This is a genomic window from Streptosporangium sandarakinum (assembly GCF_050942225.1).
Taxonomy (GTDB): domain Bacteria; phylum Actinomycetota; class Actinomycetes; order Streptosporangiales; family Streptosporangiaceae; genus Streptosporangium; species Streptosporangium nondiastaticum.
Map to the genome: position 1 here is coordinate 3,397,154 of NZ_CP192034.1, position 24,312 is coordinate 3,421,465.

25 protein-coding genes and 1 pseudogene are annotated in these 24,312 nt (G+C 73.2%); 7 read left to right on the forward strand and 19 right to left on the reverse strand.

What is annotated here, in order from left to right:
• Positions 1 to 260: 260 nt before the first annotated feature.
• The 4 genes from ACQP10_RS15505 to ACQP10_RS15520 form a co-directional block, all read right to left on the reverse strand.
• Positions 261 to 644, reverse strand: coding sequence for a hypothetical protein (locus ACQP10_RS15505; RefSeq protein ID WP_433541604.1), 384 nt, complete (start codon positions 642 to 644; stop codon positions 261 to 263).
• Positions 533 to 1,987, reverse strand: a complete 1,455-nt coding sequence (locus ACQP10_RS15510) for an ABC transporter permease subunit (protein WP_433541605.1) — start codon at positions 1,985 to 1,987, stop codon at positions 533 to 535. Before ACQP10_RS15510 ends, ACQP10_RS15505 begins: the two co-directional genes overlap by 112 nt.
• Before the next feature lie 106 nt (positions 1,988 to 2,093).
• A complete protein-coding gene (locus tag ACQP10_RS15515) occupies positions 2,094 to 3,272 on the reverse strand; it encodes a hypothetical protein (RefSeq protein ID WP_433541606.1) in 1,179 nt (392 codons plus the stop codon).
• Positions 3,256 to 3,918 (reverse strand): hypothetical protein, encoded by a 663-nt coding sequence (locus ACQP10_RS15520; RefSeq protein ID WP_433541607.1) that lies wholly within the window; start codon positions 3,916 to 3,918, stop codon positions 3,256 to 3,258. The genes ACQP10_RS15515 and ACQP10_RS15520 overlap by 17 nt, the downstream gene beginning before the upstream one ends.
• Before the next feature lie 251 nt (positions 3,919 to 4,169).
• Between ACQP10_RS15520 and ACQP10_RS15525 the strand changes: the two genes are divergently transcribed.
• Positions 4,170 to 5,873 carry an AMP-binding protein gene (locus tag ACQP10_RS15525; protein WP_433541608.1) on the forward strand — a complete coding sequence of 568 codons (1,704 nt, stop codon included), beginning with the start codon at positions 4,170 to 4,172 and terminating at the stop codon, positions 5,871 to 5,873.
• Between the two features lie 226 nt (positions 5,874 to 6,099).
• Here ACQP10_RS15525 and ACQP10_RS15530 read toward each other — a convergent pair.
• Positions 6,100 to 6,396: pseudogene (locus tag ACQP10_RS15530) on the reverse strand (restriction endonuclease); the annotation flags it as partial.
• Here ACQP10_RS15530 and ACQP10_RS15535 point away from each other — a divergent pair.
• Positions 6,344 to 6,550, forward strand: coding sequence for a hypothetical protein (locus tag ACQP10_RS15535; RefSeq protein ID WP_433541609.1), 207 nt, complete (start codon positions 6,344 to 6,346; stop codon positions 6,548 to 6,550). The pseudogene ACQP10_RS15530 and the gene ACQP10_RS15535 sit on opposite strands and share 53 nt — an antisense overlap.
• A 270-nt stretch (positions 6,551 to 6,820) precedes the next feature.
• Here the strand turns inward: ACQP10_RS15535 and ACQP10_RS15540 are convergent, their stop codons facing one another.
• The 4 genes from ACQP10_RS15540 to ACQP10_RS15555 form a co-directional block, all read right to left on the reverse strand.
• Complete coding sequence (locus ACQP10_RS15540) at positions 6,821 to 7,420, reverse strand: hypothetical protein (protein ID WP_346023356.1); 600 nt, start codon at positions 7,418 to 7,420, stop codon at positions 6,821 to 6,823.
• An 84-nt stretch (positions 7,421 to 7,504) separates the two neighbouring features.
• Entirely contained in the window at positions 7,505 to 8,704 is a 1,200-nt protein-coding gene (locus ACQP10_RS15545; RefSeq protein ID WP_346023357.1) for an aminotransferase class V-fold PLP-dependent enzyme, read from the reverse strand.
• Positions 8,685 to 9,542 (reverse strand): DUF72 domain-containing protein, encoded by an 858-nt coding sequence (locus ACQP10_RS15550; protein ID WP_346023358.1) that lies wholly within the window; start codon positions 9,540 to 9,542, stop codon positions 8,685 to 8,687. Before ACQP10_RS15550 ends, ACQP10_RS15545 begins: the two co-directional genes overlap by 20 nt.
• A gap of 164 nt (positions 9,543 to 9,706) precedes the next feature.
• Complete coding sequence (locus tag ACQP10_RS15555; protein WP_433541610.1) at positions 9,707 to 10,906, reverse strand: MFS transporter; 1,200 nt, start codon at positions 10,904 to 10,906, stop codon at positions 9,707 to 9,709.
• 99 nt (positions 10,907 to 11,005) lie between these two features.
• Here ACQP10_RS15555 and ACQP10_RS15560 point away from each other — a divergent pair, with 99 nt between their 5' ends.
• Positions 11,006 to 11,611 (forward strand): TetR/AcrR family transcriptional regulator, encoded by a 606-nt coding sequence (locus ACQP10_RS15560; protein ID WP_399500372.1) that lies wholly within the window; start codon positions 11,006 to 11,008, stop codon positions 11,609 to 11,611.
• 84 nt (positions 11,612 to 11,695) lie between these two features.
• Here the strand turns inward: ACQP10_RS15560 and ACQP10_RS15565 are convergent, their stop codons facing one another.
• From ACQP10_RS15565 to ACQP10_RS15580, 4 genes are all read right to left on the reverse strand, one after another.
• Positions 11,696 to 11,926 carry a hypothetical protein gene (locus ACQP10_RS15565; protein WP_179817851.1) on the reverse strand — a complete coding sequence of 77 codons (231 nt, stop codon included), beginning with the start codon at positions 11,924 to 11,926 and terminating at the stop codon, positions 11,696 to 11,698.
• Positions 11,913 to 12,167, reverse strand: a complete 255-nt coding sequence (locus ACQP10_RS15570; protein WP_433541611.1) for a DUF6400 family protein — start codon at positions 12,165 to 12,167, stop codon at positions 11,913 to 11,915. Before ACQP10_RS15570 ends, ACQP10_RS15565 begins: the two co-directional genes overlap by 14 nt.
• Before the next feature lie 282 nt (positions 12,168 to 12,449).
• Complete coding sequence (locus ACQP10_RS15575; protein WP_433541612.1) at positions 12,450 to 13,730, reverse strand: extracellular catalytic domain type 1 short-chain-length polyhydroxyalkanoate depolymerase; 1,281 nt, start codon at positions 13,728 to 13,730, stop codon at positions 12,450 to 12,452.
• Between the two features lie 300 nt (positions 13,731 to 14,030).
• Positions 14,031 to 14,288, reverse strand: a complete 258-nt coding sequence (locus tag ACQP10_RS15580; RefSeq protein WP_386148852.1) for a transposase — start codon at positions 14,286 to 14,288, stop codon at positions 14,031 to 14,033.
• Positions 14,289 to 14,420: 132 nt separating this feature from the next.
• On the opposite strand from ACQP10_RS15580, the gene ACQP10_RS15585 reads away from it, so the two are divergent.
• Together ACQP10_RS15585 and ACQP10_RS15590 are read left to right on the forward strand one after the other, a co-directional pair.
• A complete protein-coding gene (locus ACQP10_RS15585; protein WP_346023362.1) occupies positions 14,421 to 15,494 on the forward strand; it encodes a hypothetical protein in 1,074 nt (357 codons plus the stop codon).
• A gap of 386 nt (positions 15,495 to 15,880) precedes the next feature.
• Positions 15,881 to 16,585 (forward strand): ubiquinone/menaquinone biosynthesis methyltransferase, encoded by a 705-nt coding sequence (locus ACQP10_RS15590; RefSeq protein WP_179817846.1) that lies wholly within the window; start codon positions 15,881 to 15,883, stop codon positions 16,583 to 16,585.
• 120 nt (positions 16,586 to 16,705) lie between these two features.
• Here the strand turns inward: ACQP10_RS15590 and ACQP10_RS15595 are convergent, their stop codons facing one another.
• Both ACQP10_RS15595 and ACQP10_RS15600 read right to left on the reverse strand, forming a co-directional pair.
• Positions 16,706 to 17,374, reverse strand: coding sequence for a response regulator transcription factor (locus ACQP10_RS15595; RefSeq protein ID WP_346023363.1), 669 nt, complete (start codon positions 17,372 to 17,374; stop codon positions 16,706 to 16,708).
• The gene (locus ACQP10_RS15600; protein ID WP_346023364.1) at positions 17,371 to 18,420 is read right to left on the reverse strand and encodes a sensor histidine kinase; all 1,050 of its coding nucleotides are present in this window, start codon (positions 18,418 to 18,420) and stop codon (positions 17,371 to 17,373) included. Before ACQP10_RS15600 ends, ACQP10_RS15595 begins: the two co-directional genes overlap by 4 nt.
• Before the next feature lie 108 nt (positions 18,421 to 18,528).
• Here ACQP10_RS15600 and ACQP10_RS15605 point away from each other — a divergent pair, with 108 nt between their 5' ends.
• Entirely contained in the window at positions 18,529 to 19,044 is a 516-nt protein-coding gene (locus ACQP10_RS15605; protein WP_346023365.1) for an MBL fold metallo-hydrolase, read from the forward strand.
• A 109-nt stretch (positions 19,045 to 19,153) separates the two neighbouring features.
• On the opposite strand, the gene ACQP10_RS15610 is transcribed toward ACQP10_RS15605, so the two are convergent.
• Positions 19,154 to 19,426: a DUF1876 domain-containing protein gene (locus ACQP10_RS15610; RefSeq protein ID WP_179817842.1), complete on the reverse strand. Its 273-nt coding sequence runs from the start codon at positions 19,424 to 19,426 to the stop codon at positions 19,154 to 19,156.
• Between the two features lie 152 nt (positions 19,427 to 19,578).
• Here ACQP10_RS15610 and ACQP10_RS15615 point away from each other — a divergent pair, with 152 nt between their 5' ends.
• On the forward strand, positions 19,579 to 20,481 hold the full coding sequence (locus ACQP10_RS15615) for a slipin family protein (RefSeq protein WP_399500367.1): 903 nt from the start codon (positions 19,579 to 19,581) through the stop codon (positions 20,479 to 20,481).
• 175 nt (positions 20,482 to 20,656) lie between these two features.
• Here the strand turns inward: ACQP10_RS15615 and ACQP10_RS15620 are convergent, their stop codons facing one another.
• From ACQP10_RS15620 to glpK, 3 genes are all read right to left on the reverse strand, one after another.
• Positions 20,657 to 20,887 carry a DUF2277 domain-containing protein gene (locus ACQP10_RS15620; RefSeq protein WP_346023367.1) on the reverse strand — a complete coding sequence of 77 codons (231 nt, stop codon included), beginning with the start codon at positions 20,885 to 20,887 and terminating at the stop codon, positions 20,657 to 20,659.
• Between the two features lie 55 nt (positions 20,888 to 20,942).
• Entirely contained in the window at positions 20,943 to 22,625 is a 1,683-nt protein-coding gene (locus ACQP10_RS15625; protein WP_433541613.1) for a glycerol-3-phosphate dehydrogenase/oxidase, read from the reverse strand.
• Positions 22,626 to 22,785: 160 nt separating this feature from the next.
• Positions 22,786 to 24,303 carry a glycerol kinase GlpK gene (gene glpK, locus ACQP10_RS15630; protein WP_346023368.1) on the reverse strand — a complete coding sequence of 506 codons (1,518 nt, stop codon included), beginning with the start codon at positions 24,301 to 24,303 and terminating at the stop codon, positions 22,786 to 22,788.
• Positions 24,304 to 24,312: the final 9 nt, after the last annotated feature.

The window sequence follows — 24,312 nt, forward strand, 5'->3', positions numbered from 1 at the left end:
CCCGAACAGCGGCTCGACGGGCGCGGGCAGGCCCCGGGGCTGCTTCGGGGGCGGGGGGAGCTCGCGCCGGCGCAGCCGCCGCACGCCGGACACCACGCCGTACAGCAGCATCCCCCCGCCGAGCGCGCCCCACTGCGGGACCACGTCCAGGAAGTTGTTGAAGAAGATCTCGACCATGGTGGCCCCCCCGAACCACCCGAGGAACTCCACCAGCCTGTCCGCCGGTTCCCTGTCCCGGGGCCGCCGCGCCCCGCGGGGCCTCATCGGCGGATCCCCTGCGTCAGCCCCCGCACCAGCCACCTGCCGGCCACCAGCAGCAGCACCGCGGGTACGGCCGTCATCAGCGTCCCCTGCGCCGCGAGCTCCCCGGCCGAGGTCGTGAAATATCGTGACGCCTGCAACATGGTCAGCGGCGCCTGGTCGGCGGCCGGCCAGTTGAGCAGCAGGCTGACCACCACGTCGTTCCACACCAGCACGAACGACAGCACCGCCACCGTCGCCACCGCGGGAGCGCCGTCCCGCACCACCCGCGTCATCGCCGAGCGCCCGTCGGCGAAGCCGTCCAGCGCCGCCGGTCGCGGCACCGACATGAACGCGTTGCGCAGCAGCAGCACCCCCAGGGGCAGCAGCAGCGCGGCGTGCACGAGGCCGAGGACGAGCGTGCTGCCCAGCGACCCGCCCAGCGCCCTGCCCAGCGGCGCGGCCAGCACCTGCGGCGGCAGTACGGCCAGCACGACCGCCGCCGCGGTGACGGCCCGCCGCGCACGGCGGGGAGGGCCTCGTGCGTCAGGGCGTAGGCGGCCGGCACCGCCGGCAGCACGACGAGGAACGCGGTCAGCAGCCCGCGCTGCGCCGTGGCCCACAGCGCGTCCGCGAAGAAGCCGCCGTCGAGCGCCTCGCCGTACGAGCCGGGCCCGTAGCCGCCGGTCCACCACCCGGAGGTGGCCGCGGCGTCCGGGGACCGGAACGAGGTGAGCAGCAGGACCGCGAAGGGGAACGCCCAGATCGCGGTGACCGCCCCGGCCACCGCCCGCGGCCACCACCGGGCGCGTCCCGCCGCGGCCGGCGACCGCGGCCGTCGCGGGCGCTCGGCCTGGGGCCAGTCCTGGCGCAGCCGCCACAGTACGGCCAGCGCCACCGCGACGGCCGTCACGGTCAGCAGGACCGCCAGCGCCGCCGCCCGCCCGTCCCCGAGGACGGTACGGCGACGCCACCACAGCAGCCCGGCGACGTCCACCTCCGGCTGCACCGAACCCGGCGCCCCCACCAGGACCAGGTCGAACACCCGGGCCGCGGCGGTGAGGACGATCAGCAGCGCCACCGCCGCCGTGGGGAACAGCGCGGGCGCCACCACCGCGCGCAGGCGCCGCAGCGGCCCCGCGCCGAACGCCCCGGTCACCCGCAGCAGGTCCTCGGGAAGGTTGGCCAGGCCCACCTGGAAGACCAGGAACGCCAGCCCCGTCCACTGCCATACGAACGCCAGGCCCAGCACCAGCCAGATCCAGCCGGGACCGGTGAAGAGCACCGGCTCGGGCAGCAGGGCGTTCACCGTGCCCAGGCCGGGATCGGGCGCGAAGATGATCCGGAAGGTCACGCCCGCGGTCAGCGGGGACGTCACCGCGGGCAGCGTCAGCGCGGCCAGCAGCAGCCTCCGCGAGCGCGGCCCCACGCCCCGGGCGAGCCAGGCGAGACCCAGCCCGAGCGCGCAGACCACCGGCGCGAGCACCAGCCAGACGGCGTTGTGCAGCAGGGCCGTCCGGACCTGCTCGTCGTTCACGACGTCCCGGTAGGCCGCCGGGCCGCCGTCCCCGGCGAGGCTCGTCACCACGGTCGCGGCCAGCGGGACGAGCAGGCCGGCGGCCGCCAGCCCGGCGGCGGGCAGCAGCCGCCGCCACGCCTCCCACCGGCCGCGGCCGGCCGACTTCACCGGCGTGCGCGTGTCGTGGTACGGGGCCGCCTCGAAGAGGAAGGCGTCGTCGCGGCCCATCACCCGCCACCCCGCCAGGCCGCCGCCTCCACCGCCGCGGCGTGCGCGGTCCGCCCGGCCTCCTCATGGTCCCGGCCACCGACGGCGACCGCGGCGAACAGGTCGGTCAGGACGCGCCAGAGCCCCTGGCCGTCCCCGCCGGCCAGGGCGCCGCCGAGCCGGTCGGACAGGTCGAACGCGATCGAGCGGCCGGACGCGCGGGCGCCGGGCCCCACGGGCTCCGCGAGCTCACGGAGCTGGCGCGCCAGCGACCGCACCGGCACGGGGTAGTCGTCGTCGCGCAGGCCCCCGCCGAGGGACAGGAACCCCCGGCGCCGGCCCAGGCGGCCAGCGGCCCGCGCATCTCCCCGCCGGTGAGCCGCGCCACGAACCGCCTGCCCCGCTCCCCGGAGGAGGCCAGCGCCACCACGGCGTCCCCGCCGGCCAGCACGGGCGGCCGTTCCCCGCCCGCGGGCCAGGGGAAACGGAACCAGCGGGCCTCCCGGCCCGGCGAGCGGTAGCGGTCGATGACCGGCCAGGCGAAGTCGGGGCCGGCCACCATGTCGGCGCGGCCGTACCGGAAGACGTCGAGGATCGCGTCGTGGAACTGGGTGACCAGCGCCCGCCGCCCCCCGCCGGGGACCAGGCCGGGGACGGCCCACAGCTCCGCCAGCCGGATGAACGCCTGCGCCACCCGCTCGTCCCCCCAGTCCGCCGGGTCCAGCAGGTGCAGCCTGCCGTACAGGTCGGGGGCGAGCCCGAGGAGGACGTTCTCGAACCAGTCGGTGAGCGCCCACCCGTCGGCCGCCGGCACGGAGAGCGGCGGGCGGCCCGAGGCCGCGCGGGACCGGCACAGCTCCAGCCACGCCTCCCACGCGGCGGGCGGCGACGCCACGGCTTCCGGCCGGTACCACACGAGCGACTTGTGCGCGACCTTGAACCAGACGCCCCTGACCCGCCCGTCGTCCGCGCAGCGCACCAGGTCCCGCCAGAACGGCGGGTCCTGCGAGGCGAGCGGCTGCAGCCGGGCGCAGATCTCCGGGTCGCCGATCAGGCCGGGCTGCGGCACGATCGCCACGTCGGGGGTCGCGGCCGGGGCCACCGGTTTCCGCAGCAGCGCCGCGATGTCGTTGCCCGCCGAGTAGACCGTCACCGGCTCGTCCTCCAGGACCCGGCGGAAGCGGGCCAGCTCCCAGCCGCTCCACACCACCGCGACCCGCAGGGGCCGCTCGGCGGAACAGCCGGTCAGCCCGGCCGCGGCCAGCCCGGACAGCGCGGCCAGGGCCCGCCTACGGTCCATCCGCATCGACGACCTCCCAGCGGGCCGAGGGGGCGCCCAGCGTCTCGATCCGGTCGCCCTCGTCGCCGACCACCAGGACCGGCAGGTGAGGGAAGGCGGCCAGGCTCCTGCCCACCACCGAATGGCAGGGCGGGTGGCCGGCGCGGTCCTCCACCAGCACCGCGTTCGGCCTCCGCCAGTGGCACATCGCGCGGGCGAACGCCACCCAGAGCCTCTGGTCCGCGGACAGGTCGTACGGCCGGCGGTCGAGCGGCACGTCCAGGTCGAGCCGGTCGGTGATGAAACGCACCTGTCCCCGCAGGAAGTCCTTTCCGTACCGGTGTCCTTTTCCGTCGCGGCCGCGCAGCCCGAAAACGATGTTCTGCTCGATCGTCAGGTGGGGCAGCAGCCCGCCCCCGGCCGGCACCAGCGCGACTCCGCGTTCCCGCGAGGGCAACGAGGTGACCTCCTCCCTCCCGCTCAGTATCCGGCCCCGGACCGGCCACGCCCGGCCCAGCAGCACGTCGGCGAAGGCGTTCGCGTCACCGGCGTCCTCCGCCAGCACGACCCCGACCCGCCCCGCCGCGACCGACAGGAGACCCGGGTTCAGGGCGCGGGGCCTTCCTCCGTGCTCCCAGGAAAGGCCGTCCAGCTGAAGCGGCCGTCCCGTCACGAATTCATCACTCCATATGTCGCCGGGGGTACTTACTTCTATAACGCACCGGAATTGGAATACGGAAGGTTATCGGGAAGTCCGCCGGAAATCCTTTTTCGGCCCTGCGGAATATATGGAATCGGTCTTTTTCCGGGGTCGTACGCCCGCGCCGCCGCCGGACGGCGGCCGGTGGAGGGCTGCCGGAGGCGGCGGCGCGGGCGTACCGTGTGGTGATCACCGATGGGCGACCGTCGAGAGGAGCCGCCGCCATGGGCGCCACCGGCAACACCGAGATCTACCGCAGGGCCCGCGACGGACTGCTGGGCGCGGGCGGCGACCACGCCGGGGCGGTCGCGCGGTTCGCCTGGCCCCGCTTCGAGGGCCCCTTCAACTGGGCCGTGGACTGGTTCGACGCGATCGCCAGGGGCAACGACCGCACGGCCCTGTGGGTGAGCCGGGAGGACGGCTCGGAGACCCGCGTCACGTTCGACGAGATGGCCCGCCGCTCCGACGCGGTCGCGGCGTTCCTGGCGGCCCACGGCGTCTCCCGGGGCGACCGGGTCATGCTGATGCTCGGCAACCAGGTGGAGCTGTGGGAGTCGATGCTGGCGGTGATGAAGCTCGGAGCGGTGATCCTCCCGGCCACCACCGCCCTCGGCCCGGCCGACCTGCCCGACCGCGTGGAGCGGGGCGGCGTGCGGCACGTCGTCGCCAACGCCGCCGACGCCGCCAAGTTCGACGGGGTGGGCGGCGACTACACGAGGATCTGCGTGGGCGGCGCCCCGGCGGGCTGGGCGGACTACTCCGAGGCCCACGTCGCCCCGGCGCCGCCCGCGCCGCACCCGGGCACCGCGCCGGACGACCCGCTGCTGCTGTACTTCACCTCCGGCACCACCAGCAGGCCCAAGCTGGTCGAGCACAGCCAGGTCTCCTACCCGGTGGGCCACCTGACGACGGCCTACTGGATCGGCCTGCGCCCCGGCGACGTGCACCTCAACATCAGCTCGCCGGGCTGGGCCAAACACGCCTGGAGCTGTTTCTTCGCGCCCTGGATCGCCGAGGCCACGATCTTCGTCTGCGACTACCGGCGGTTCGACCCGCGGGCGCTGCTGGAGCGGATCCGCGATGCGGGGGTGACGACGTTCTGCGCCCCGCCCACGGTATGGCGGATGCTGATAAAGGCTGATTTGTCCGGCGGTCCCGGCCGGCTGCGGGAGGTCGTCTCGGCGGGCGAGCCGCTCAACCCCGAGGTGATCGAGCAGGTCCGCCGCCACTGGGGGCTGACCCTGCGCGACGGCTTCGGCCAGACCGAGACCACCCTGTCGGTCGGCAACATCCCCGGCATGCCGGTCAAACCGGGCTCGATGGGGCTGCCCCTGCCCGGCGTGCCGGTGGTGCTGATCGACCCGGTCACCGGGCGGCCCGGCGACGAGGGGGAGATCTGCATCGACCTCGGCCGCCGGCCCGTCTCACTGATGACCGGCTACCGCGGCGACGACGAGCGCCACGCCCGGGCGACCGCCGGCGGCCACTACCACACGGGTGACGTCGCCACCCGCGACGCCGACGGCTACGTCTTCTACGTCGGCCGCACCGACGACGTGTTCAAGTCCTCCGACTACAAGATCTCCCCGTTCGAGCTGGAGAGCGTGCTCGTCGAGCACCCCGCGGTGGCGGAGGCGGCCGTGGTGCCCGCGCCGGACGAGCTGCGGCTGGCGGTGCCGAAGGCGTACGTCGCCCTGGCGGCCGGGTGGGAGCCGGACCGCGGGACCGCGCTGGCCATCCTGCGCCACGCCCGCGAGAGGCTGCCGCCGTACCAGCGGGTGCGCCGCCTGGAGTTCGCCGAGCTGCCGAAGACGGTGTCGGGCAAGATCCGCCGGGTCGAGCTGCGCGGCCTGGAGGAGGAGGCCGTGCCCGGGGGCGGGCGGCCCGCGGAGTGGCGCGACGAGGACTTCCCCGAGCTGCGCTCCTGACCGGGCGCCCCCGTGCTCCGGACGCTCCGGGCGGGCGGGGGCCGCCCGGACGTCGCGCCCCGGAATTCGTCGCGAGGGACGCTCCACGCGGCCGGGGGACGGCCCCCGGGCCGCCGCGGTGGCGTGGATCAGCCGGACCGGAGGGGCTCGCGGGGAGGGGCTCACCCCGCAGCCAGCCGGCCAGCCGGTCGCGCTCGACGAGGATCAGGCCCGCCTCCCCGGCCTCGGCGAGGGCCTGGCGGGTCAGCCGCCCGGAGGTGACCAGCACGCCGGTGTGCCCGGCGAACGCGTGGGCCAGGGCGCCCAGGAAGTTGCGGACCTCCGGGGCGCCGACGCTGCCGGCGTAGCGCTTGCACTGGAAGGCGTAGCGCCGGCCGTCCGGGCCGACGGCGGTGAGGTCCACGCCCCGGTCGCCGGAGCCGCCCAGCTCCCGGATCTGGCGGAAACCGTCCCGACGCAGCAGCCCGGCGGTGAGCGTCTCGAACTCCGGGCCGGTCAGCCGGTCGACCCGTTCCAGCTCCAGGTTGGCCTCGAACCACCGGCGCTGCCGCGCGGCGACCGTCCGGGCCCGGACGATCGGCACGGCCGCCGCCGCGGCGAGCACGGCGACGGCCGACGCCACGAACCACGGCAGGTGCGACCGGGCGAACGGCAGCGCGCTGCGCAGCGCGGCGTAGGCGAGCACGGCGGCCACGCCCCACAGGAACAGGTCGGTCCACTCAAGCCTTCCGCCGCGCCGGCCCTTCCTCGTCCCGGTCCGGCGTCCCCTGGCCGGTCGTCGGCTCGGCATCGTGTCAGCTCCCGCGGGGGTAGGGGGGATCGGGCGCTCGCGCCCTCGGCGGAACCGTTTCCCCCGATCGGGGCCCGCAACCCCGCCGGGCCGCAACTCGCGCGGCCCGGCCGTACCCGTACGGCGTTCCCGCGATGCCGCGGGAGCGCCGGGCCGGTCAGCTCGCGCCGGGTACGGTGACGTTCTTCTCCTTGAAGTCGTAACCGTTCTGCGCGGCGCCCTGCTGGAGCTGGCTGAACGCCTGCCTGCCCGAGGTCACGTCGGCCTCGGTGGCCGTGCCGTTGCGCAGCTTGGCGGTCAGCGCGTCGAAGCGGTCGCTCACCGCCTTGACGCTCCGGCACAGGCTCGGGTTGGCGAGCGCGAAACCGCGGGCCACCTTCAGCTCGTGGATGGTGAACAGGCCCGCCACCGCCGCCTTCGCGAAGGTGCGCTTGCGCTTCTCCGCGCCGGCCTTGAACCCGCCGCTGCGCAGCGGCCGGTAGATGTAGCGGTGGAACGCCCCCAGCGCGAGGCCCGCGTGCAGCGCGAAGCGCGTCTTGGCGAGCGGCCTGGCGTTGGCCCCCGTGGGGCACTCCCCTTCGTAAGCGAGGTCGGGGCCCGCGTGCGGCGGAGGGGCCGCCGCAGGCGAGGTGGCGACCACCGGGACCTCGGGAGGCGGGGCGGCCGGCCGCCGGTCGCCGCCGCACCCGCCGAGCAGGGTCGCCGTCAGCAGCGCCGCCATCGTCACGGCGGCGGGTCCGGCACTTCGAGCAGCCATATCTCCCCCTGGAACGTCACGGCGCCGGGATCGGCGGACTCCTCCCGGTTATCCCCGCTGTGACGTCTCCGACACGGAGGGTGCTCAACGTCGCGGTGCGAGCTCCCGGACGGCGGAGACCAGGAGGCCCAGTTCCTCGTCGGTGTTGTAGTAGTGCGCCGAGGCACGCACCGCGGCGGGGACGGCGTTCGGGTCGAGACGCTGGTGGGCCTGGTCGGTGACGCTGACGTTGATCCCGCGCTCCCGCAGGACGCCCTTCATCTCGGCGGACTCGCGGCCCGCGACGGTGAAGGTGACGATGCCGCAGCGGCGGGCGCCGCGGTCCAGCACCGTCACACCGGGCGTCGCCGCGAGCTCCTCGCGCAGGCGGGCGGCCAGGCCGGTCACCCGCTCCTCGATGGCCCGCACGCCCAGGGCGGCGGCGTATCCGGCGGCGACGCCCAGCCCGATCTGGCCCGCGACGTAGCGTTCCCACGTCTCGAACCGGCGGGCGTCGTCGCGGATCTCGTAGCGGTCCGGGGCGGTCCAGACGGCCGAGTGCAGGTCGAGGAAGGGCGGCTCCAGCTCCCGGAGGAGGTCGCGCCGCACGTACAGGAACCCGGTCCCGCGCGGGCCGCGCAGGAACTTGCGGCCGGTCGTCGACAGCATGTCGCAGCCGATCTCCCCGACGTCCACGGCGAGCTGGCCCACCGACTGGCAGGCGTCCAGCAGGAACAGCACGCCCGCCTCCCGGCACAGGCGGCCCACCTCGGCGGCCGGGTTGACCAGGCCGTTGTGGGTCGGAACGTGGTTGATCGCGACGAGCCGCACCCGGCCCCGGGACAGTTCCGCGGCGAGCGCGTCGAGGGACAGCTGCCCGTCCCCGTCATCGGGCAGCACCTCCACGCTCACCCCGCGCGCCTTCGCCACCTGGTGGAAGGCGATGGCGTTGCTGGCGTACTCGCTGGTGGTGGTGAGGATCCGGTCGCCGGCGGCGAACGGGACCGCGTAGAACGCCATGTCCCAGGCGCGGGTGGCGTTCTCCACGTAGGCGATCTCGTCGCGGTGGGCGCCGACCAGCCCGGCCACCGCGTCATAGAACCCCTCGGTCAGCTCCCGGGCCAGGTCATTGGCCTCGTAACCGCCGGTGCGGGCCTCCAGTCGCAGGTGCTCGGTCACCGCGTCGAGCACCGGGGCCGGTGGCAGCGCCGCCCCCGCGTTGTTGAGGTGCGCGACGGACGCGCAGCCCGGCGTGTCCAGGCGGACCTTCTCGACGTCGATGCCGTCACCCGCGGCCATGGTCATGGTCTCTCCCGTCTCCGATGCCGTCATATACGCCCCCACCGTATCCGGTGGCGTCGCCCCGCGCCCCGGCCGGGATGTCGCGGACGGCGCCGGGGGTGCGGCTCACCGGCCGGCCCTCGGCCCGCGCGAGCGCGGCGTAACGTATCGCGTTCCGTACGGCGGCCCCTCCGGAGTCGTTGTTGAAGTACACGTAGACGTCGTGGTCGCGGCCCCACTCCCGGTCCAGGCGGCGCAGCCAGGAGCGGAGCGCGGCGTCGCCGTAGGACGGCCGGGGGAGGGCGCGTCCCTCGTGGAAGCGCAGGTACCCCCAGTCGGCGGTGCGCCACAGCGGGGAGACGGGACGGCCCAGCCGGTCGGCCCAGCACAGCGCCGCGCCGTGCGCCGACAGCACCTCGCGGACGGGCTCGGCCCACCAGGACGGGTGGCGCGGCTCGACGGCGACGCGCACCCCGCCGGGGAAGGCCCGCAGGCACGCGTCGAGCCGCCCGGGGTCGGCCCGCAGCGTGGGCGGGAGCTGCAGCAGGACGGGGCCGAGCCTGTCGCCCAGGCCGCCGGCCGCCGCCAGCATGCGCCCGACCGGCTCCTCGGGGTCCTTGAGCCGTTTGACGTGGGTGAGGAAGCGGCTCGCCTTGATGGCCATGACGAATCCGGCGGGGGTGCGCGCCGCCCAGTCCTCGAACGTCTCGCGGGCCGGGAGCCGGTAGAAGCAGTTGTTGTTCTCGACGGTGGCGAAGCACTCGCCGTAGCGCTCCAGCCAGAGCCGCTGGGGCAGCCCCGGAGGGTACAGCTCACCGCGCCAGTCGGCGTACTGCCAGCCGGAGGTCCCCACGAACATCATCGGCCTCTCCCGTCGGTCACCGCCCCGCACCGGCAGGTCTGCCCGGTGGGACGGCCCCGACACGGGCGGCCCCGGGGCGGACGGCCCCGCACCGGGCCGGGGGCGTGCCCGGTGACCGGACCGCGCCGGAGCGGAGCCGCCGCCGCGTGGCGTGAGGGCCGCTGTCAGCGCAGGTTCACGTCGGCGCGGGCGCTCCAGACCGCCAGCGCGGCCGCCAGGGCGCAGGCGCCGCCGAGCCACAGAACGGCCTGGAGGGTGAGGGAGTCCACGATGACGCCGCCGACCAGCGCGCCGAGGCCGATCGACAGGTTGAACACCGCCACCCACAGGGAGGAGGCCGCTTCCACGGCCTGTGGCGCGACCTTGATCATCCATGTCTGCAGGCCGACCGACACGCCGCCGAAGGCCAGGCCCCAGGCGATCAGCAGTACGGCCCCGCCGATCGCCCCCCGGCCCAGCAGCAGGTAGAGCGGCATCGCGGCCGCCAGGGTGACGGCGATGACCAGCACGGTCCGGTGCGGACGGCGCGCCAGCGCGGCACCGGCGACGAAGTTGCCGACCATGCCCGCCACGCCGAACCCGAACAGCAACGGACCGACGAGCCGCTCATCGATCCCCGACAGCTTCTGGAGCACCGGGCTCACGAAGGTGTAGGCCGAGAAGTGGCCGGTCACGATGAGGAACGTCGCGAGGATGCCGACGCGTACACCCGGGTTGCGGAACTGCCCGGCCAGGAGCCGCGGACGGACGGGCTGGGAGGCGGCCAGTGGCGGCAGTACGGCCAGCAGCGCGAGCAACACGACGAGCGCCAGGCCGCTCAGCGTCGCGAAGGCGACGCGCCAGCCGGAGAACTCACCGAGCAGCGTGCCGAGCGGAACGCCGAAGACGTTCGCGGCTCCGACGCCACCGAAGATGATCGCGGTGGCCCGCGGCACGTTCGCGGGGGCCACGAGCCGGACGGCCAGACCGCTGGCGATGGCCCAGAAGCCCCCGACCGCCACCCCGACCAGCACCCGGGAGGCCACGAGGACGGCGAAACCCGGCGCCATGGCCGAGGCCACATTGGCGAGCGTCATCAGCCCCATCAGGCCGAGCAGGAGGAGCCGCCGGTCCATTCCGCCGACGAGCACCGGAACCAGCGGTGCCGCGGCCGCGGCGATCAGGCTGGGCACCGTCACCATCAACCCGGCCGTCCCCTCGGAGACCGACAGGGCCGATCCCACGGCGGTCAGCAGGCCGATCGGCAGTTGCTCGGCGGTCACCAGCAGGAACGTTCCCAGGGCCACCGCGGTGACCGCCGGCCAGCGACTCCTCTCCGGGTCCTGCCGGCCGCCCGTTCGGATGACGGACTGGTCTGTGGTCATCACCGATACTCCCTCGACTCTTTTGGGATCGGTCGCTCCCATACGTCGGCGAACCCTAGTATGGGAACGATCGCTCCACAAGTCGGGTAGAGTGACGGCATGGGACGGCCCCGGCAGTTCGACGAGCAGGACGCGGTGACCAGAGCGACCGATCTGTTCTGGCGGCGCGGTTACAACGCGACCTCGGTGCGTGATCTGGGCGACGAGCTCGGGCTCACGCCCAGCAGCCTGTACCGGACGTTCACCGACAAGCACACGCTGTTCCTGCGGGCGCTCGACCACTACCGGGCCACCGAGTCCGTCCAGGCCGAGCAGCGGCTGGACACCGATGGCCGTCCGATCCGCCAGGTGCTGCGGGACTGGATGCTGTGGCTGGTCACCTGCCCGGCCGACGGCGAACCCGGCCGGGGCTGCTTCGTGGTCAACACGGCCACCGAACTCGGCGCCACCGACGACCAGGTCCGTCAGCGGACCGAGGCCGCCTTCGACGTCACCCGGCAGGCACTGCGATCACTGCTGTGCGAGGGCCGCCACAACGGCGAGCTGACCACCGGTCTCGACCTCGACGCCGCCGTGGAACTGCTGTTCACCACGGTGCTGGGGCTGCGGGTGCGGGAGCGCGCCGGACACGACCCCGCACGTCTGGCCACCGCGATCGACGCCGTGATCGAGGCCCTGGGGCCCACGCCCGCGGAGCCTTCCTGACCGCCGGCACCAACGGGTCGGCATGACCGCCACCGGAGCCGCCGACGGCCGGGAGGGGAATCCGGTGCGGCCGTGCGCCACCGATCAGAACGGGCGCGGGCCGCCCGCGCCGAAGCCGGTCTCGTGGACCCACAGATGGGTGCAGCCGGGGCACTGCAGGTGCAGGCGGCTGCCGGTGACGCCCAGGAGGTAGCGCCAGTGGTCGGCGCAGTTGCGCCCCGCGCCGCAGTCGGCGCAGTCCCGGTGGTCGCCGCATCCGGGGCAGGGGACCCAGGCCCGGCGGCCCAGGTCGGCGCAGGGATCAATGGGCAGCACGGCCGGCCTCTCCTCCGGGGAGGACCCCGGCCGCCACGAGCATGTCGTAGATCTCCTGCTGCTGCGGGTCGAGGCCGGAGTAGAGGAGGTCGTGGGCCTCCTGCTCGGCGCGCATCACCGCCGGCGGATCCCAGGCCACCCCGAGCGCGGTGACGACCGCGGCTCGTCGCCGCGTCTCGTGGGAGGACAGGTCGAAGTCGACCACGAATTCGGCGGGCTTACCGGTGCTGTCGTTGCTCATGGGGCGGCTTTCCGATGGGGTGGCGGACAGGTGCCGACGTGATCGGAGAAAGGCGGCCGGAGTGTCCCGGAGGGGGCGGCCGGCGCGGGGACGCCGTGGGGGACGCCGCCCCGGCACTCAACGATCACGTGACCGCGCGTCGCGCGGAGACCTTCGCGGAAGGAAGGCGGATCACTCTCTGTTTACCCGAACATGGGCCTCGGGGGGTAATCGCGGCGGCACGGGCGCCGGTACGGCGGGGTCGCGGGTTCCGGCGAACCGGGATCCGCGGCCCCGCGCGGGTCAGCACCGGCCGTCGGTAAGGACCCAGTGGTCGGGGCCGGTCTGCTTCAGCGTGTGGGTGGTGAAGGTGTTCCACAGCCCCATGGGGTCGTCGGACCCCTTGGCGTAGGTGTATCCGCCGGAGGCGTAGGCCCGGCCCGCCGTGGTGTGGGCGTAGTTGCTCGCCGTCACGCAGACCGGGGCGGTCGTCGGCGTCGCGGTCGGGGTGGCGGTCGGGGTGACGGTGGGCGTGACCGTCGGGGTCGCGGTCGGGGTCGCGGTCGGTCCGCCGCCCCCGCCGTCCAGGCCGAAGAACCGCGCGTCGTGGTAGGCCGAACAGATGGTGTCGAGGAAGTACGCCGCGGTGCCGCCGCACTGGTCGGGGCCGCCGCCCGGGTCGACCGGCAGGCCGTGGCCCATCCCGGATATCTCGTACAGGCGCACGTCGTCGTTGCCGTACACCTTCATCGACGTGCCGCCGGGGAGGCTCGACGTGGAGGCCGGGGTCTGGGAGACGCCCCGCACGTTCGTCCACTGGTCGCGCAGCTGGGCGCCGTTGGCCGGGGTGACCGTGTAGTCGGACGTGCCCTGCCATACGGCGACGCGGGGGTAGGGGCCGGAGTAGCCGCCGTAGGCGGCCCGGACCAGGTCGCCCCACTGCTGGGGGGTCCTGCTCGTGGCGTTGTACTGGCAGGAGGTGGCCTGGATCAGGCTGGTGGCGCAGCGGTAGGCGAGCCCGGCCCCGATCGACCCGGCCCTGAAGACGTCGGGGTAGGTCGCGAGCATCACCGCGGCCATGGCGCCGCCCGCCGACAGGCCGGTGACGTAGACCCGGGCGGGGTCGGTGCCGTAGGCGGTGACCGCGTGGGCGACCATGGCGCGGATCGAGGCGGCCTCGCCCTGTCCCCGGCCGGTGTCGCCGGGCTCGAACCAGTTGAAGCACTTCGAGGAGTTGTTGGAAGTGCCGGTCTGCGGCAGGACGAGGGCGAAGCCCCACTGATCGGCGTACTTGCGCCAGCCGGAGTTCGTGAAGTAGCCGTTCGCGTCCTGCGTGCAGCCGTGCAGGGCCACGACCAGCGGCCGGCCGGAGGGCAGGCCGTCGGGCCGGTAGGCGTACATGGCGAGGCTGCCGGGGTTCGAACCGAACGAGCCGACCTGGGTCAGCGACGCCGCCCGCGCGGGCGGCCCGGCGAGGGACACGCCGAGCAGGCCGAGCAGCACGAGCAGCGCGGTCGCGGCGGCGGTGAGGACGGCGGAGGGCGGCGACGGGCGGAGTCGGGGGGATGAGGGGGATCCGGCCATGACGTGCTCCTTTTACAACCGGGTTCACCGGTCCTTTCAGCGCACGGTAGATCCGCCGGAGCCTCCCGGACATGTCCCGGGCACACACTCTTCACCGCTGTGATGTGGACCACACGGCGGCCTCGCCGGGCGTCCGGAGGGGTCGTCGATGTGGTCGCCGTTCTCGCTCCAGGGCGTGGTCGTCGGGTTCGGTCCGCACCCCGCCCGGCGGCTGTTTTTGCGCGGCCCCGTCGCGGCGGGCGCCGGCTGCGTGCTGGTGGGCCCGGCAGATGGTGGAGTCCACGCCGGCTTCCCAGGTGATCAGTCCGGCCGCATCGGATCGCGCCTGCAACCGTGTGACAGCAGGCCGGCCCGGATACCTGCGCGTTGCCGGCGGCGGAACAGCCCATAGACCGTCTGCCAGGCTCCATGGGCGACGGGCGTGTCCCGCCACGGGGCGCCGGTACGCACCCCGTCGATCAACCGCCGTCGGCACCCGGCCGGACGCCCCGTCTCCGCCACGGGCAGCAACGGTTCCAGTACCGCCCACTGCTCGTCCGTTGAATCTCCACGCCCCACGCCCGGAGATCATCTCGGCGAACAGCCTCGCTTGGAGCCGACTTCTGAAACACGCCCTGGACGACGGCCGATCACGTGCCTTCCCCCGCGAGGGGGAGGTGGCCACGGCCACGAGTTCCTAGCGTGATCCGCATGACCAGAACCATCCGGACATTCGGCGCGCTCCTGTCGATCGCCGTGACCGCCGTGGGGATCTTGTGGTGGACGACTCCCACGAGTTACCCGTTCGGCGCGGCCGACCGCATCAAAGTGTCGCTCACGCACCTGCTCGAGCACGACGTGACCGGCCCGATGACCGTGGCCGCCGGAATCGTGGGCCTGGTGGTGATCTTCGGGCCAGGGCCGCTCGTGCGCGCCGGCGCGGTCGCCGAGCTGCTCTTCTTCGGCGTGGTGCTCTCCGACGCCGGCATCATGATCGTCCTCGCCTACGGCATGGCGATCCTGGGACCCGTGGCCCTGCTCGTCGTCGTGGTCATGGTGGCCGCGCGCAGGAAGGCGTTCGGCCTGGTGGGCATCACCGCGCTGGCCGTTCTGGTGGTGGCGGACACGATCACCGGGTTCGGTGCGCTGAGCCTGGTGGGACGCTATCTGGGCAATGTCGCGGGGAGCTTCGCCTCGTTCGGCGGACGGCTTAGCTGGACGCTGGCCAACGCCGCGGCCTGCGCGGTGTGGGCGGTGATCACGATGAAGGCGTTCAGGACGGGCGAGCCGCCGCGCTGGATCAGGCCCGAGTCCGCCGACAAATGGGGACGTATCGTCACGATCGGGGCGGCGATGTGCCCGCTTCCGTACGCGTTGTACCGGCTGACCTGGCTGACCCCGTGGCCCACCGACTCCGACATCACCGGGCCGCTCAGCGCCGACACACGGCTCCAGGGACTGCTTCTCGCGTTCGCCGCGTTGGCGGGCGCCGTACTGACCATCGGGCTGATCAGCAGGTGGGGCGAGGTGTTCCCACGCTGGGTGCCGATCTTCTACGGGCGTCCCGTCCCGGTACGGCTGCCGGTCATCGCCGGAGGGACGGTCGCGGGCATCTGCTGCCTGGCCTCGCCGGGGCTCGTGATCGACTCCGTCATGCGCGGCCAGCCCGTCGCGCTGCTGCTCTGGCCGTACCCGCTGTGGGGTGCGCTGCTCGCCGCAGCCGTCCTGGCCTACTGGCTGCGCCACCGGTCCGCACCGGAAAGATTCCGTGTCGGACCTTCCTGATGCATCCAGATCTCAGATCGTGGGCCCGTCGGTTCGTCCTTCGTGCAGGTCTCGCTAGAGAAGGGTGTCATCTGCGGTCTCGCGACCGTGAGGGCGAGCACCGTCCATGTCCGGACCGCGTGCCTGAGCACGCGGTCCGGACTGCGTGCCGTCGTGTCAGGTGGAAGCGTTGCCGGACCGGCCCCCCGGCCCAGCAGGGCGTTGACCATCCCCTGAAGCCGGTCGCGTCCGACGGTGCCGAGCGCGCCGGTCAGGGCTTGGGCGAGCTTGCCGAACGGGTCGTCCATCGGCGACTCCTGCACCTTCCCGGCCAGTGATCCCCCGGACGGGGGAAGAACGCCGGCGATGCCCCTGGCACTATGGCAGCTGACTGAGGAGCCGCACAGATGCCAGCACAGGGAACGCCGTCGTCCAAAGGCCAGGAGATCCAGCGGACGTTCGACAGGATCACTGACTACTACGACCTGATGAATCGCCTCATGACTCTGGGACGGCATGCCGCCTGGTGCCGGGAGATCGCGGCGGGCGCGAGAGTCCCGTCAGGTGGCAGCATGCTCGACATCGCCACCGGGACCGGCGTCATCGCGCTCGCCGCGTTGGAGAGATATCCGAACTCGACCGTCCACGCCGTCGATTTCTCGGAGCGGATGCTGGCGGCGGCGGCGAGCAAACCGGGGGCCTCCGCCATCACGTGGCAGCAGGCGGACGCCAACGACCTGCCCTTCGGCGACGAGTCCTTCGACGCCGTCACACACGGCTATCTCCTGCGGAACGTGGAGAATGTCGAGCGCGTGCTCGAAGAGCAGTACCGGGTGCTCAAACCCGGAGGCCGGGTCGTCATGCTGGAGACCTGCCCGCCGCGCGGACCGCTCCGTTACCCGGTGGAGCTGGGGGTCCGGATCGTGATTCCCCTCCTCGGCCAGGTGGTCGCCCGCGATCGGAAGTCGTACGCCTATCTGCAGGAATCCACGCTCGGCTTCATGACTCCGCAGGAGGTCTCCGAGGTCCTCCGCCGGGTCGGCTTCAGCTCCATCGCGTGGAAGAAAAGGTTCCTCGGCACCCATATGATCATATCGGCGGAAAAACGGTAAGTCTTCGGACATGCCTCTTGGTCGATATCGGCTGTGCGGGTCCCTTGGACATCCGGCCCGCCGTGCGCACGACAGCCAGGCGCCACGAGTGCACCAGGAGAACGCGAGAGATTCACAGGATCACTCTCGATGCCAGCGGCTCTTCGCCGCCTCCGCGACGCCGGTGCTGACGAGGCCGAGCTCGTAGGCGAGAACGGCCGCCTGGGTGCGGTCGCGGGCGCCGAGCTTGTTCAGGAGGTTGCCGACGTGCGTCTTGACCGTCTCCTTGGTGACGTGCAGCGCCGAGGCGATCTCCGCGTTGCTCTGCCCGAGCGCGATGTGCCGCAGCACGTCCAGCTCGCGCGGTGTCAACTCGACCGGCACGCGCTGCCGAGCGGTGCCCACATGCGGCGAGGCGATGCGGCGCAGCGCGTCGGGGAAGAGCACCGCGTCGCGCCGGTACACCAGGCGGACCGCCTCCACCAGTTCGCCGACGGGCGAGCGTTTGAGCACGTAGCCGGCGGCACCCGCGCGCAGGGCCCCCCAGACGAGCTGGTCGCTCTCGAACGTGGTGACCATGATGACGCGCGTCTTCGGGGAGCGGCGGGCGAGCTCCCGGGTCGCGGCCAGACCGTCCATGCCGGGCATGCGGATGTCCATCAGCACGACGTCCGCGCCGGTGCCGGCCGCGACCGCCGCACGGCCGTCGGCGGCCTCAGCCGTGACGTCGATGTCGTCGTGGAGGGAGAGCATGGTTGCCCAACCCGAGCGGATCAGCTTCTCGTCGTCGGCCAGGACGACCCGGATCACAGCGGCAGACTCGCCCGGACGCGCCATGTTCCACCCACCTCCTCCCAGGTGCACGTCCCGCCTGCGAGCCGGGCCCGCATGCGCATGCCGGTCAGGCCGCGCCCCGGCTCCCCGGGCGTGCCCAGGGTTGCGTTGTCCATGGTCAGGGTCAGTTCGGTGCCGACGGCGACGCCGAGCATGACCGGGCCTTGCCCGTGGCGCAGGGCGTTGGTGAGCGCCTCCCTGGCGATCGCGAAGGCGGCCCGCGAGGTCGCGGGGGACACCTTGCCGAGGTGGTCGACGCTGACCCGGACGTCGAGGCCGCGGGTGAGCGTGCCGAGCGCCTCCAAGGTGGGCGTCTGGCCCGCCGTGCCGTCGTCGAGCACACTGAGCAGCACGTCGAGCTCCTGCTGAGCGTTGCGGGCGGTAGTTGCCAGATGTCCGAGCGACTGCGCGGCGAGCGCGGGGGCGGCGCGCTGCAGTGCCACCTCGGCCGCCATGGCCTGCACCAGGACGACGCTGAGGGCGTGGCCGACGGAGTCGTGCAGTTCCAGGGCGAGTGACTGGCGGCGGCCGAGCTCGTCGATCAAGCGGGACGGCTCGGAGTGCAGCAGCCGGCGCGCGGCCCAGCGCTGGCCGAAACCCGTGGCCACCATCGCGGCCAGCGCGACAACGACGAGCAGCAGCACCTCGGTCACCTTGCCGGGGTCCACGCGCCACGCCCACGGGAGCAGCCCGGGAGACAGCGCCAGCACGGTCGCGCTGAGCGTCGCGCCGATGTACAAGTGCAGGCTGGTCAGGGCCACCAGGTAGAGGCGGTCACCGCGCTCGGACACGACGACGTCGAGCAGATCCGACAGCGCGGTCACCTCCAGGCGCCGCGTCAGCGGCATCATCGCGAGCAGCACCGAGGCGGGCAGGCACGCCGCCCACAGCCCCAGCAGTCGTCCCGGCGTCAGCTCCGTCAGGATCAGCAAGCCGAGCCCCGCAGCGACCGGAGTCAGCAGCGCGGCGCCGAGTAGCTGGTAGACCCCGGCCCGCACGGCCTGGGCGAGATGGCGCTTCACGCGACTGACGTTAGCCGACGTCTCCGGGGGTGCACTCCCCCGCCGGAGGGAGGTGACGCGGACCGGTCCTTCCTGGCGTGAGCGCCATGACGAGGACTGATCACTCACGTGCCCGACCCGGCCTACGACGGGGAGCCCACCCTGGACATCGGCGGCCGCGAGATGCGCGTGATGAACCTCGGCCCCGCCCACACCGGCGCGGACTCCGTCGTGCACCTGCCCGACACGGGCGTGCTCTTCGCGGGCGACCTGCTGTTCATCGGCTGCACGCCGATCGTGTGGAGCGGCCCGATCGCCAACTGGATCGCCGCCTGCGACGCGATGCTCGCCACCGGCACCGAGACGATCGTCCCCGGCCACGGCCCGGTCCCCGACCCCGACGGGATCCGCGCGGTGCGCGGCTACCTGGCCCACGTGGTGGAGCAGGCCGACGCTGCATACGCCCGCGGCCTGTCCTTCACCGAGGCGGTGCGGGCCGTGGACCTGATCACCGTGTTGGAGGCCATCGGGGTGTCCCGCCCGGGTGGCAGGATGACCCCTCGTGGTCCGCCTCGGCCGCGGTCACCGACGACGGCGGTCACGAGGTCGTCCGACGGGACACTCAGCGTCACGGACACGAGGTGACGGCCAGCCATGACCGCGGCGAGATCGCCCAGGACCCAACCATCTGGATGGCCGCCCGCACCTGTCCGGGACGGCCAGCCAGCACATCAACCTACTTCTAAAACACGCCCTAACCCCCGTACTCGCGGGCGGAACCCGCCGTCTGGGCGACGTCCTGGGCACCGTCCTGGATGAGCTGGGCGGCCAGGGTGGACAGCGCGCGGCCCGCCGCCAGCTCGTCGCCGATATCCGGCACCGGCTGGTCGACGGGGTTGCGCCGCGCGTGCGCGACGCCCTCGTGCCGCTTGCCGCGGTCGGTGAACAGCACGGCCCTGGCCGTGGTGACGTCGTCGTTGTCGTCCTCACTGATGGAGATCTGCACGTTCCACTGCTTGGCTTCCATGGCGAACACCCCCTATGCCACAGCGTCACCCCTGCCCGGCCCGCGGGGAAGGGACCTTGGGCCCGCCCGGAAAGGTCCTTACGCCTTCGGGACCTTCGGCCCTACTTGCCGGTGAAAAGCCAGGCGAATGCTGAGGAAAAGGGGGGTGTGAGATGTTCATCGACATCCTGTACGGGATCATTGGTTTCCTCATCGCATGGGTCGTGTCCGGCGGAGCCCGCGTGGTCAACCAGGTCGAGCGGGGCGTCGTCTTCCGGTTCGGCAGGGCGCTGCCGGCCCCGCGCCGTCCGGGCCTGGCGATCCTCATCCCGGTCGTGGACCGGATGAAGAAGGTCAACGTCCAGATCGTCACGATGCCGGTGCCCGCCCAGGAGGGCATCACCCGCGACAACGTCTCGGTCAAGGTGGACGCGGTCGTCTACTTCCGGGTCGTGGACCCCATGAAGGCGGCCATCGAGGTGGAGGACTACCTGTTCGCCGTCGGCCAGGTGGCCCAGACGTCGCTGCGCTCGATCATCGGCAAGAGCGAGCTGGACGACCTGCTGTGCAACCGCGAGCGCCTGCACGAGGGACTGGAGCTGATGATCGACAGCCCGGCGATCGGCTGGGGCATCCACATCGACCGCGTGGAGATCAAGGACGTGCAGCTTCCCGAGACCATGAAGCGGTCGATGTCGCGCCAGGCCGAGGCCGAGCGTGAGCGCCGGGCCCGCGTCATCACGGCGGACGGGGAGTTCCAGGCGTCCAGGAAGCTCGCCGACGCGGCGGGCATCATGCACGACACCCCGGGGGCCATGCAGTTGCGCCTGCTGCAGACCGTCGTGGAGGTCGCGGCGGAGCGCAACTCCACGCTGGTGATGCCCTTCCCGGTCGAGATGCTGCGCTTCTTCGACCGGATGGCGGGCGCCGTGTCGAAGAGCGTCGCGGCGAAGGGCTCCGCGCCGACGGGCGCCGCGTCACCGGGGCAGGACTCCCTCCCCGGCGGCACGCCCGTCCCGGAGAGCCTGCGCGACCTCGTACGGCCCCGCGAGGGCGAGCCGGTCGATCCGACCTGACCCGCGCGGGACCCCGCCCGAGCCGGCCGGGACTCTGCCTGACCCGCGCGGGACCCCGCCCGAGCCGGCCGGGACTCTGCCTGACCCGCGCGGGCCCCGCCTGACCCGCGGGCCCCGCCTGGTTCACGCGGGCCCCGCTTGGTTCACGCGGTCCGCCGGGGGAGCCGGCCGGGCGTCAGGCGCTCGGCTGCCGCGTGGCCGGCCGGTTGAGGTGCAGTTCGTCCAGTAGGGCCTGGGTCGCGGCGGCGACGGTCTCCACGGCCCGGTCGAAGACCTCGGCGTTGCGCGCCGACGGGGCCCGGAACCCGGAGATCTTGCGGACGTACTGCAGCGCGGCGGCGCGCACGTCCTCGTCCGTCACGTCGCTGGCGTACGGCTCACGAAGGGTCTTGATGCTCCGGCACATGACAGGACCGTACGCCATCCACGCCCCGTCGTTCCACCGTCCCGCGGCGCGGGTGTCAGCGGGAGGAGAGCAGGGCCTCCTCGGCGTGCTCGTCGTCCGGCTGCCTCTCGGCGGCCAGCTCGGCGTGGACCAGCCGGTGGTACTCCTCGGTCTCGTGCCGGATCGTCTCCGCGTTCCAGCCCAGCACCGGCGCGACGAGGGCCGCCGCCTGGGGCGCGACCGCCAGTCCCCGGTCCCGCTGCTCGATGGCGACGTGGGTACGGCGGGCCAGCACGTCCGAAAGGTGCAGCGCCTGCTCGTGCGACGCCGCGTAGACGATCTCGGCCCGCAGGTAGTCCGGCGCCGCGAACAGCGGCTCCCCGAGCATCGGTTCGGCCCCGACGATCTCCAGCAGCTCCTCGACGCCCGACCCGTAGCGGCGCAGCAGCCGCTCCATCCGGCTCACGCTGAGCCCGTACCGTTCGGCGAGGTTGCGGCGGCCGTTCCACACGGCCTCGTAGCCGGTCGCGCCCAGCAGCGGCAGCCGCTCGGTGACCGACTCCGGCACGCCGGGACCCAGCTCGTCGGCGGCGGAGTCGACGGCGTCCCTGGCCATGACGCGGTAGGTGGTGTACTTGCCGCCGCTGACCGTCACCAGGCCCGGCACCGGGTTGGCGACCAGGTGCTCGCGCGAGAGCTTCTCCGTGCCGGTCGCGGCGCCGGAGATCAGCGGCCGCAGCCCGGCGTAGACGCCCTCGACGTCGTCGTGGCCCAGGGGGGTGGTCAGCACCGCGTTGACGTGGTCGAGGATGTAGTCGATGTCGGCATGGTTGGCCACCGGGTGGTCGCGGGCCAGGGTCCACGGCGTGTCGGTGGTGCCGATGATCCAGTAGTCGTCCCAGGGGATCACGAACAGCACGCTCTTCTCGGTCCGCAGGATCAGCGCCGTGCGCAGGTCGAGCCGGTCGCGGCGGACCACCAGGTGGACCCCCTTGGACGGCCGCACGGTGGCGCTCTTCCCGGCCCCGGCCAGCCGCAGCATCTCGTCGGTCCAGACCCCGGTGGCGCCGATCACCACGCGGGCGCGGATGTCCATCCCCGAGCCGCTCTCCAGGTCCGTCACATGCGCTCCCACGACGCGTTCGCCGTCGCGGAGCAGGCCGGTGGCGCGCACCCGGTTGGCGACGGCGGCGCCGTACCGGGCGGCCGTCCGCACGATCGCCACCGCCAGTCGCGCGTCGTCGGTGTGGGCGTCGAAGTACTGCAGGGCCCCGACCAGCGAGCCGGGGCGCAGGGCGGGGGCCTCCCGCAGGGCGCCGCGGCGGGTCAGGTGCCGGTGCCGGGGCATGACGGTGCGCAGCCCGCCCAGGAAGTCGTAGAGGGTCATGCCCGCGCCGACGTAGAACCGCTCCCAGAAGCGGTGCGTGAGCGGGTAGAGGAACGGCACCGGCCAGACGAGGTGCGGTGCCAGCCGGGTCAGCAGCAGGTGGCGTTCCTTCAGCGCCTCCCGCACCAGCCCGAACTCGAACTGCTCCAGGTAGCGCAGGCCCCCGTGGATCAGCTTGCTGGACCTGCTGGAGCTGCCGGCCGCCCAGTCGTCCGCCTCGATCAGCGCGACCGTCAGGCCACGCGACGCGGCGTCGAGCGCGGTTCCCGCACCGACGATCCCACCGCCGATGACCAGCACGTCGTACTCTTTCTCACCCATCCGCCGCAGCGCCGACTCCCGGTACAGCGGTCCCAATGCCGGCTCGTTCAACGGGCACCTCCCGTGTCGTCGCCCCGCCTGCGCGGGGCGGGCGTTGTTCCCGGACCTCCCGGACCTCCCGGACCTCCCGGACCTCCCGGACCGGGCGGTCCGGCCGTGGCGGGCGGCGCGCCCGGCGGCGTGCCCGGCCGGGGTACGGCGGGGCGCGCGGTCAGTCGACGTCCACCCAGCCGAACGTGCGCTCCACGGCCTTCTTCCAGCACGTGTATCCGTGCTCGCGCTGCTCGTCGCTCCATCTCGGCTCCCAGCGCCGCTCCTCGTTCCAGTTCTGCCGCAGCCCGTCGGTGGACTTCCAGAAGCCCATCGCCAGGCCGGCCGCGTAGGCGGCGCCCAGGGCGGTGGTCTCGGCGACGACCGGCTTGGAGACGGGCACGCCCAGCACGTCGGCCTGGATCTGCATGCACAGGTCGTTGGCGGTGACGCCGCCGTCGACCCGCAGCACGTCCAGGGCGACGCCGGAGTCCTGCCGCATCGCCTCGACCACGTCGCGGCTCTGGTAGCAGATCGCCTCCAGCGTGGCCCGGGCCAGGTGGGCGTTGGTGTTGTACCGTGACAGCCCGACGATCGCGCCGCGGGCGTCGGAGCGCCAGTAGGGGGCGAACAGGCCGGAGAACGCCGGCACGAAGTAGATGCCGCCGTTGTCCGGCACCTGGCGGGCCAGCGCCTCGCTCTCGGCGGCCCCGGAGATGACGCCGAGCTGGTCGCGCAGCCACTGCACCGCCGAGCCGGTCACCGCGATCGATCCCTCCAGCGCGTACACCGGCCGGTCCGCCCCGAAGCGGTAGCAGACGGTGGTCAGCAGGCCGTTCTTGGAGCGGACCGGTTCGTGGCCGGTGTTGAGCAGCAGGAAGTTGCCGGTGCCGTAGGTGTTCTTGGCCTCCCCGACGTCGAAGCAGACCTGGCCGACGGTCGCGGCCTGCTGGTCTCCCAGGTCCCCGGACAGGGGCACCTCGCGGCCCAGGGGACCGGTCGGCCGGGTGACGCCGTACAGGGTGGGGTCGGAGGAGGGGCGGATGGTGGGCAGCATGGCGCGGGGGATGCCGAAGAACGACAGCAGCTCGTCGTCCCACTCCAGCGTTTCGAGGTCCATGAGCATGGTGCGGCTGGCGTTGGTGGGGTCGGTGACGTGGACGCCGCCGTCCCTTCCGCCGGTGAGGTTCCACAGCAGCCAGGTGTCGGTGTTGCCGAAGATCGCCTCGCCGTCCTCGGCGGCCTGGCGGACGCCGTCGACGTTCTCCAGGATCCACTGGATCTTGCCGCCGGAGAAGTAGGTGGCGGGGGGCAGGCCGGCCTTGCGGCGGATGACGTCGCCGCGGCCGTCGCGGTCCAGGGCCGAGGCGATGCGGTCGGTGCGGGTGTCCTGCCAGACGATCGCGTTGTGGTACGGCCGGCCGGTGCGCCGGTTCCACACCACCGCGGTCTCGCGCTGGTTGGTGATCCCCAGGGCGACGAGGTCGGAGGCGGTCACGAGGGACCTGGACAGCGTGGTCTCGATCACCGAGCGGGTGCGTTCCCAGATCTCCACCGGATTGTGCTCGACCCAGCCCGCGCGTGGCAGGATCTGCTCGTGTTCGAGCTGGTGGCGGGCGATCTCGTTGCCGCCGTGGTCGAAGATCATGAATCGGGTGCTCGTGGTCCCCTGGTCGACTGCTCCGACGAAGTCCGCCATGGGTGTCCC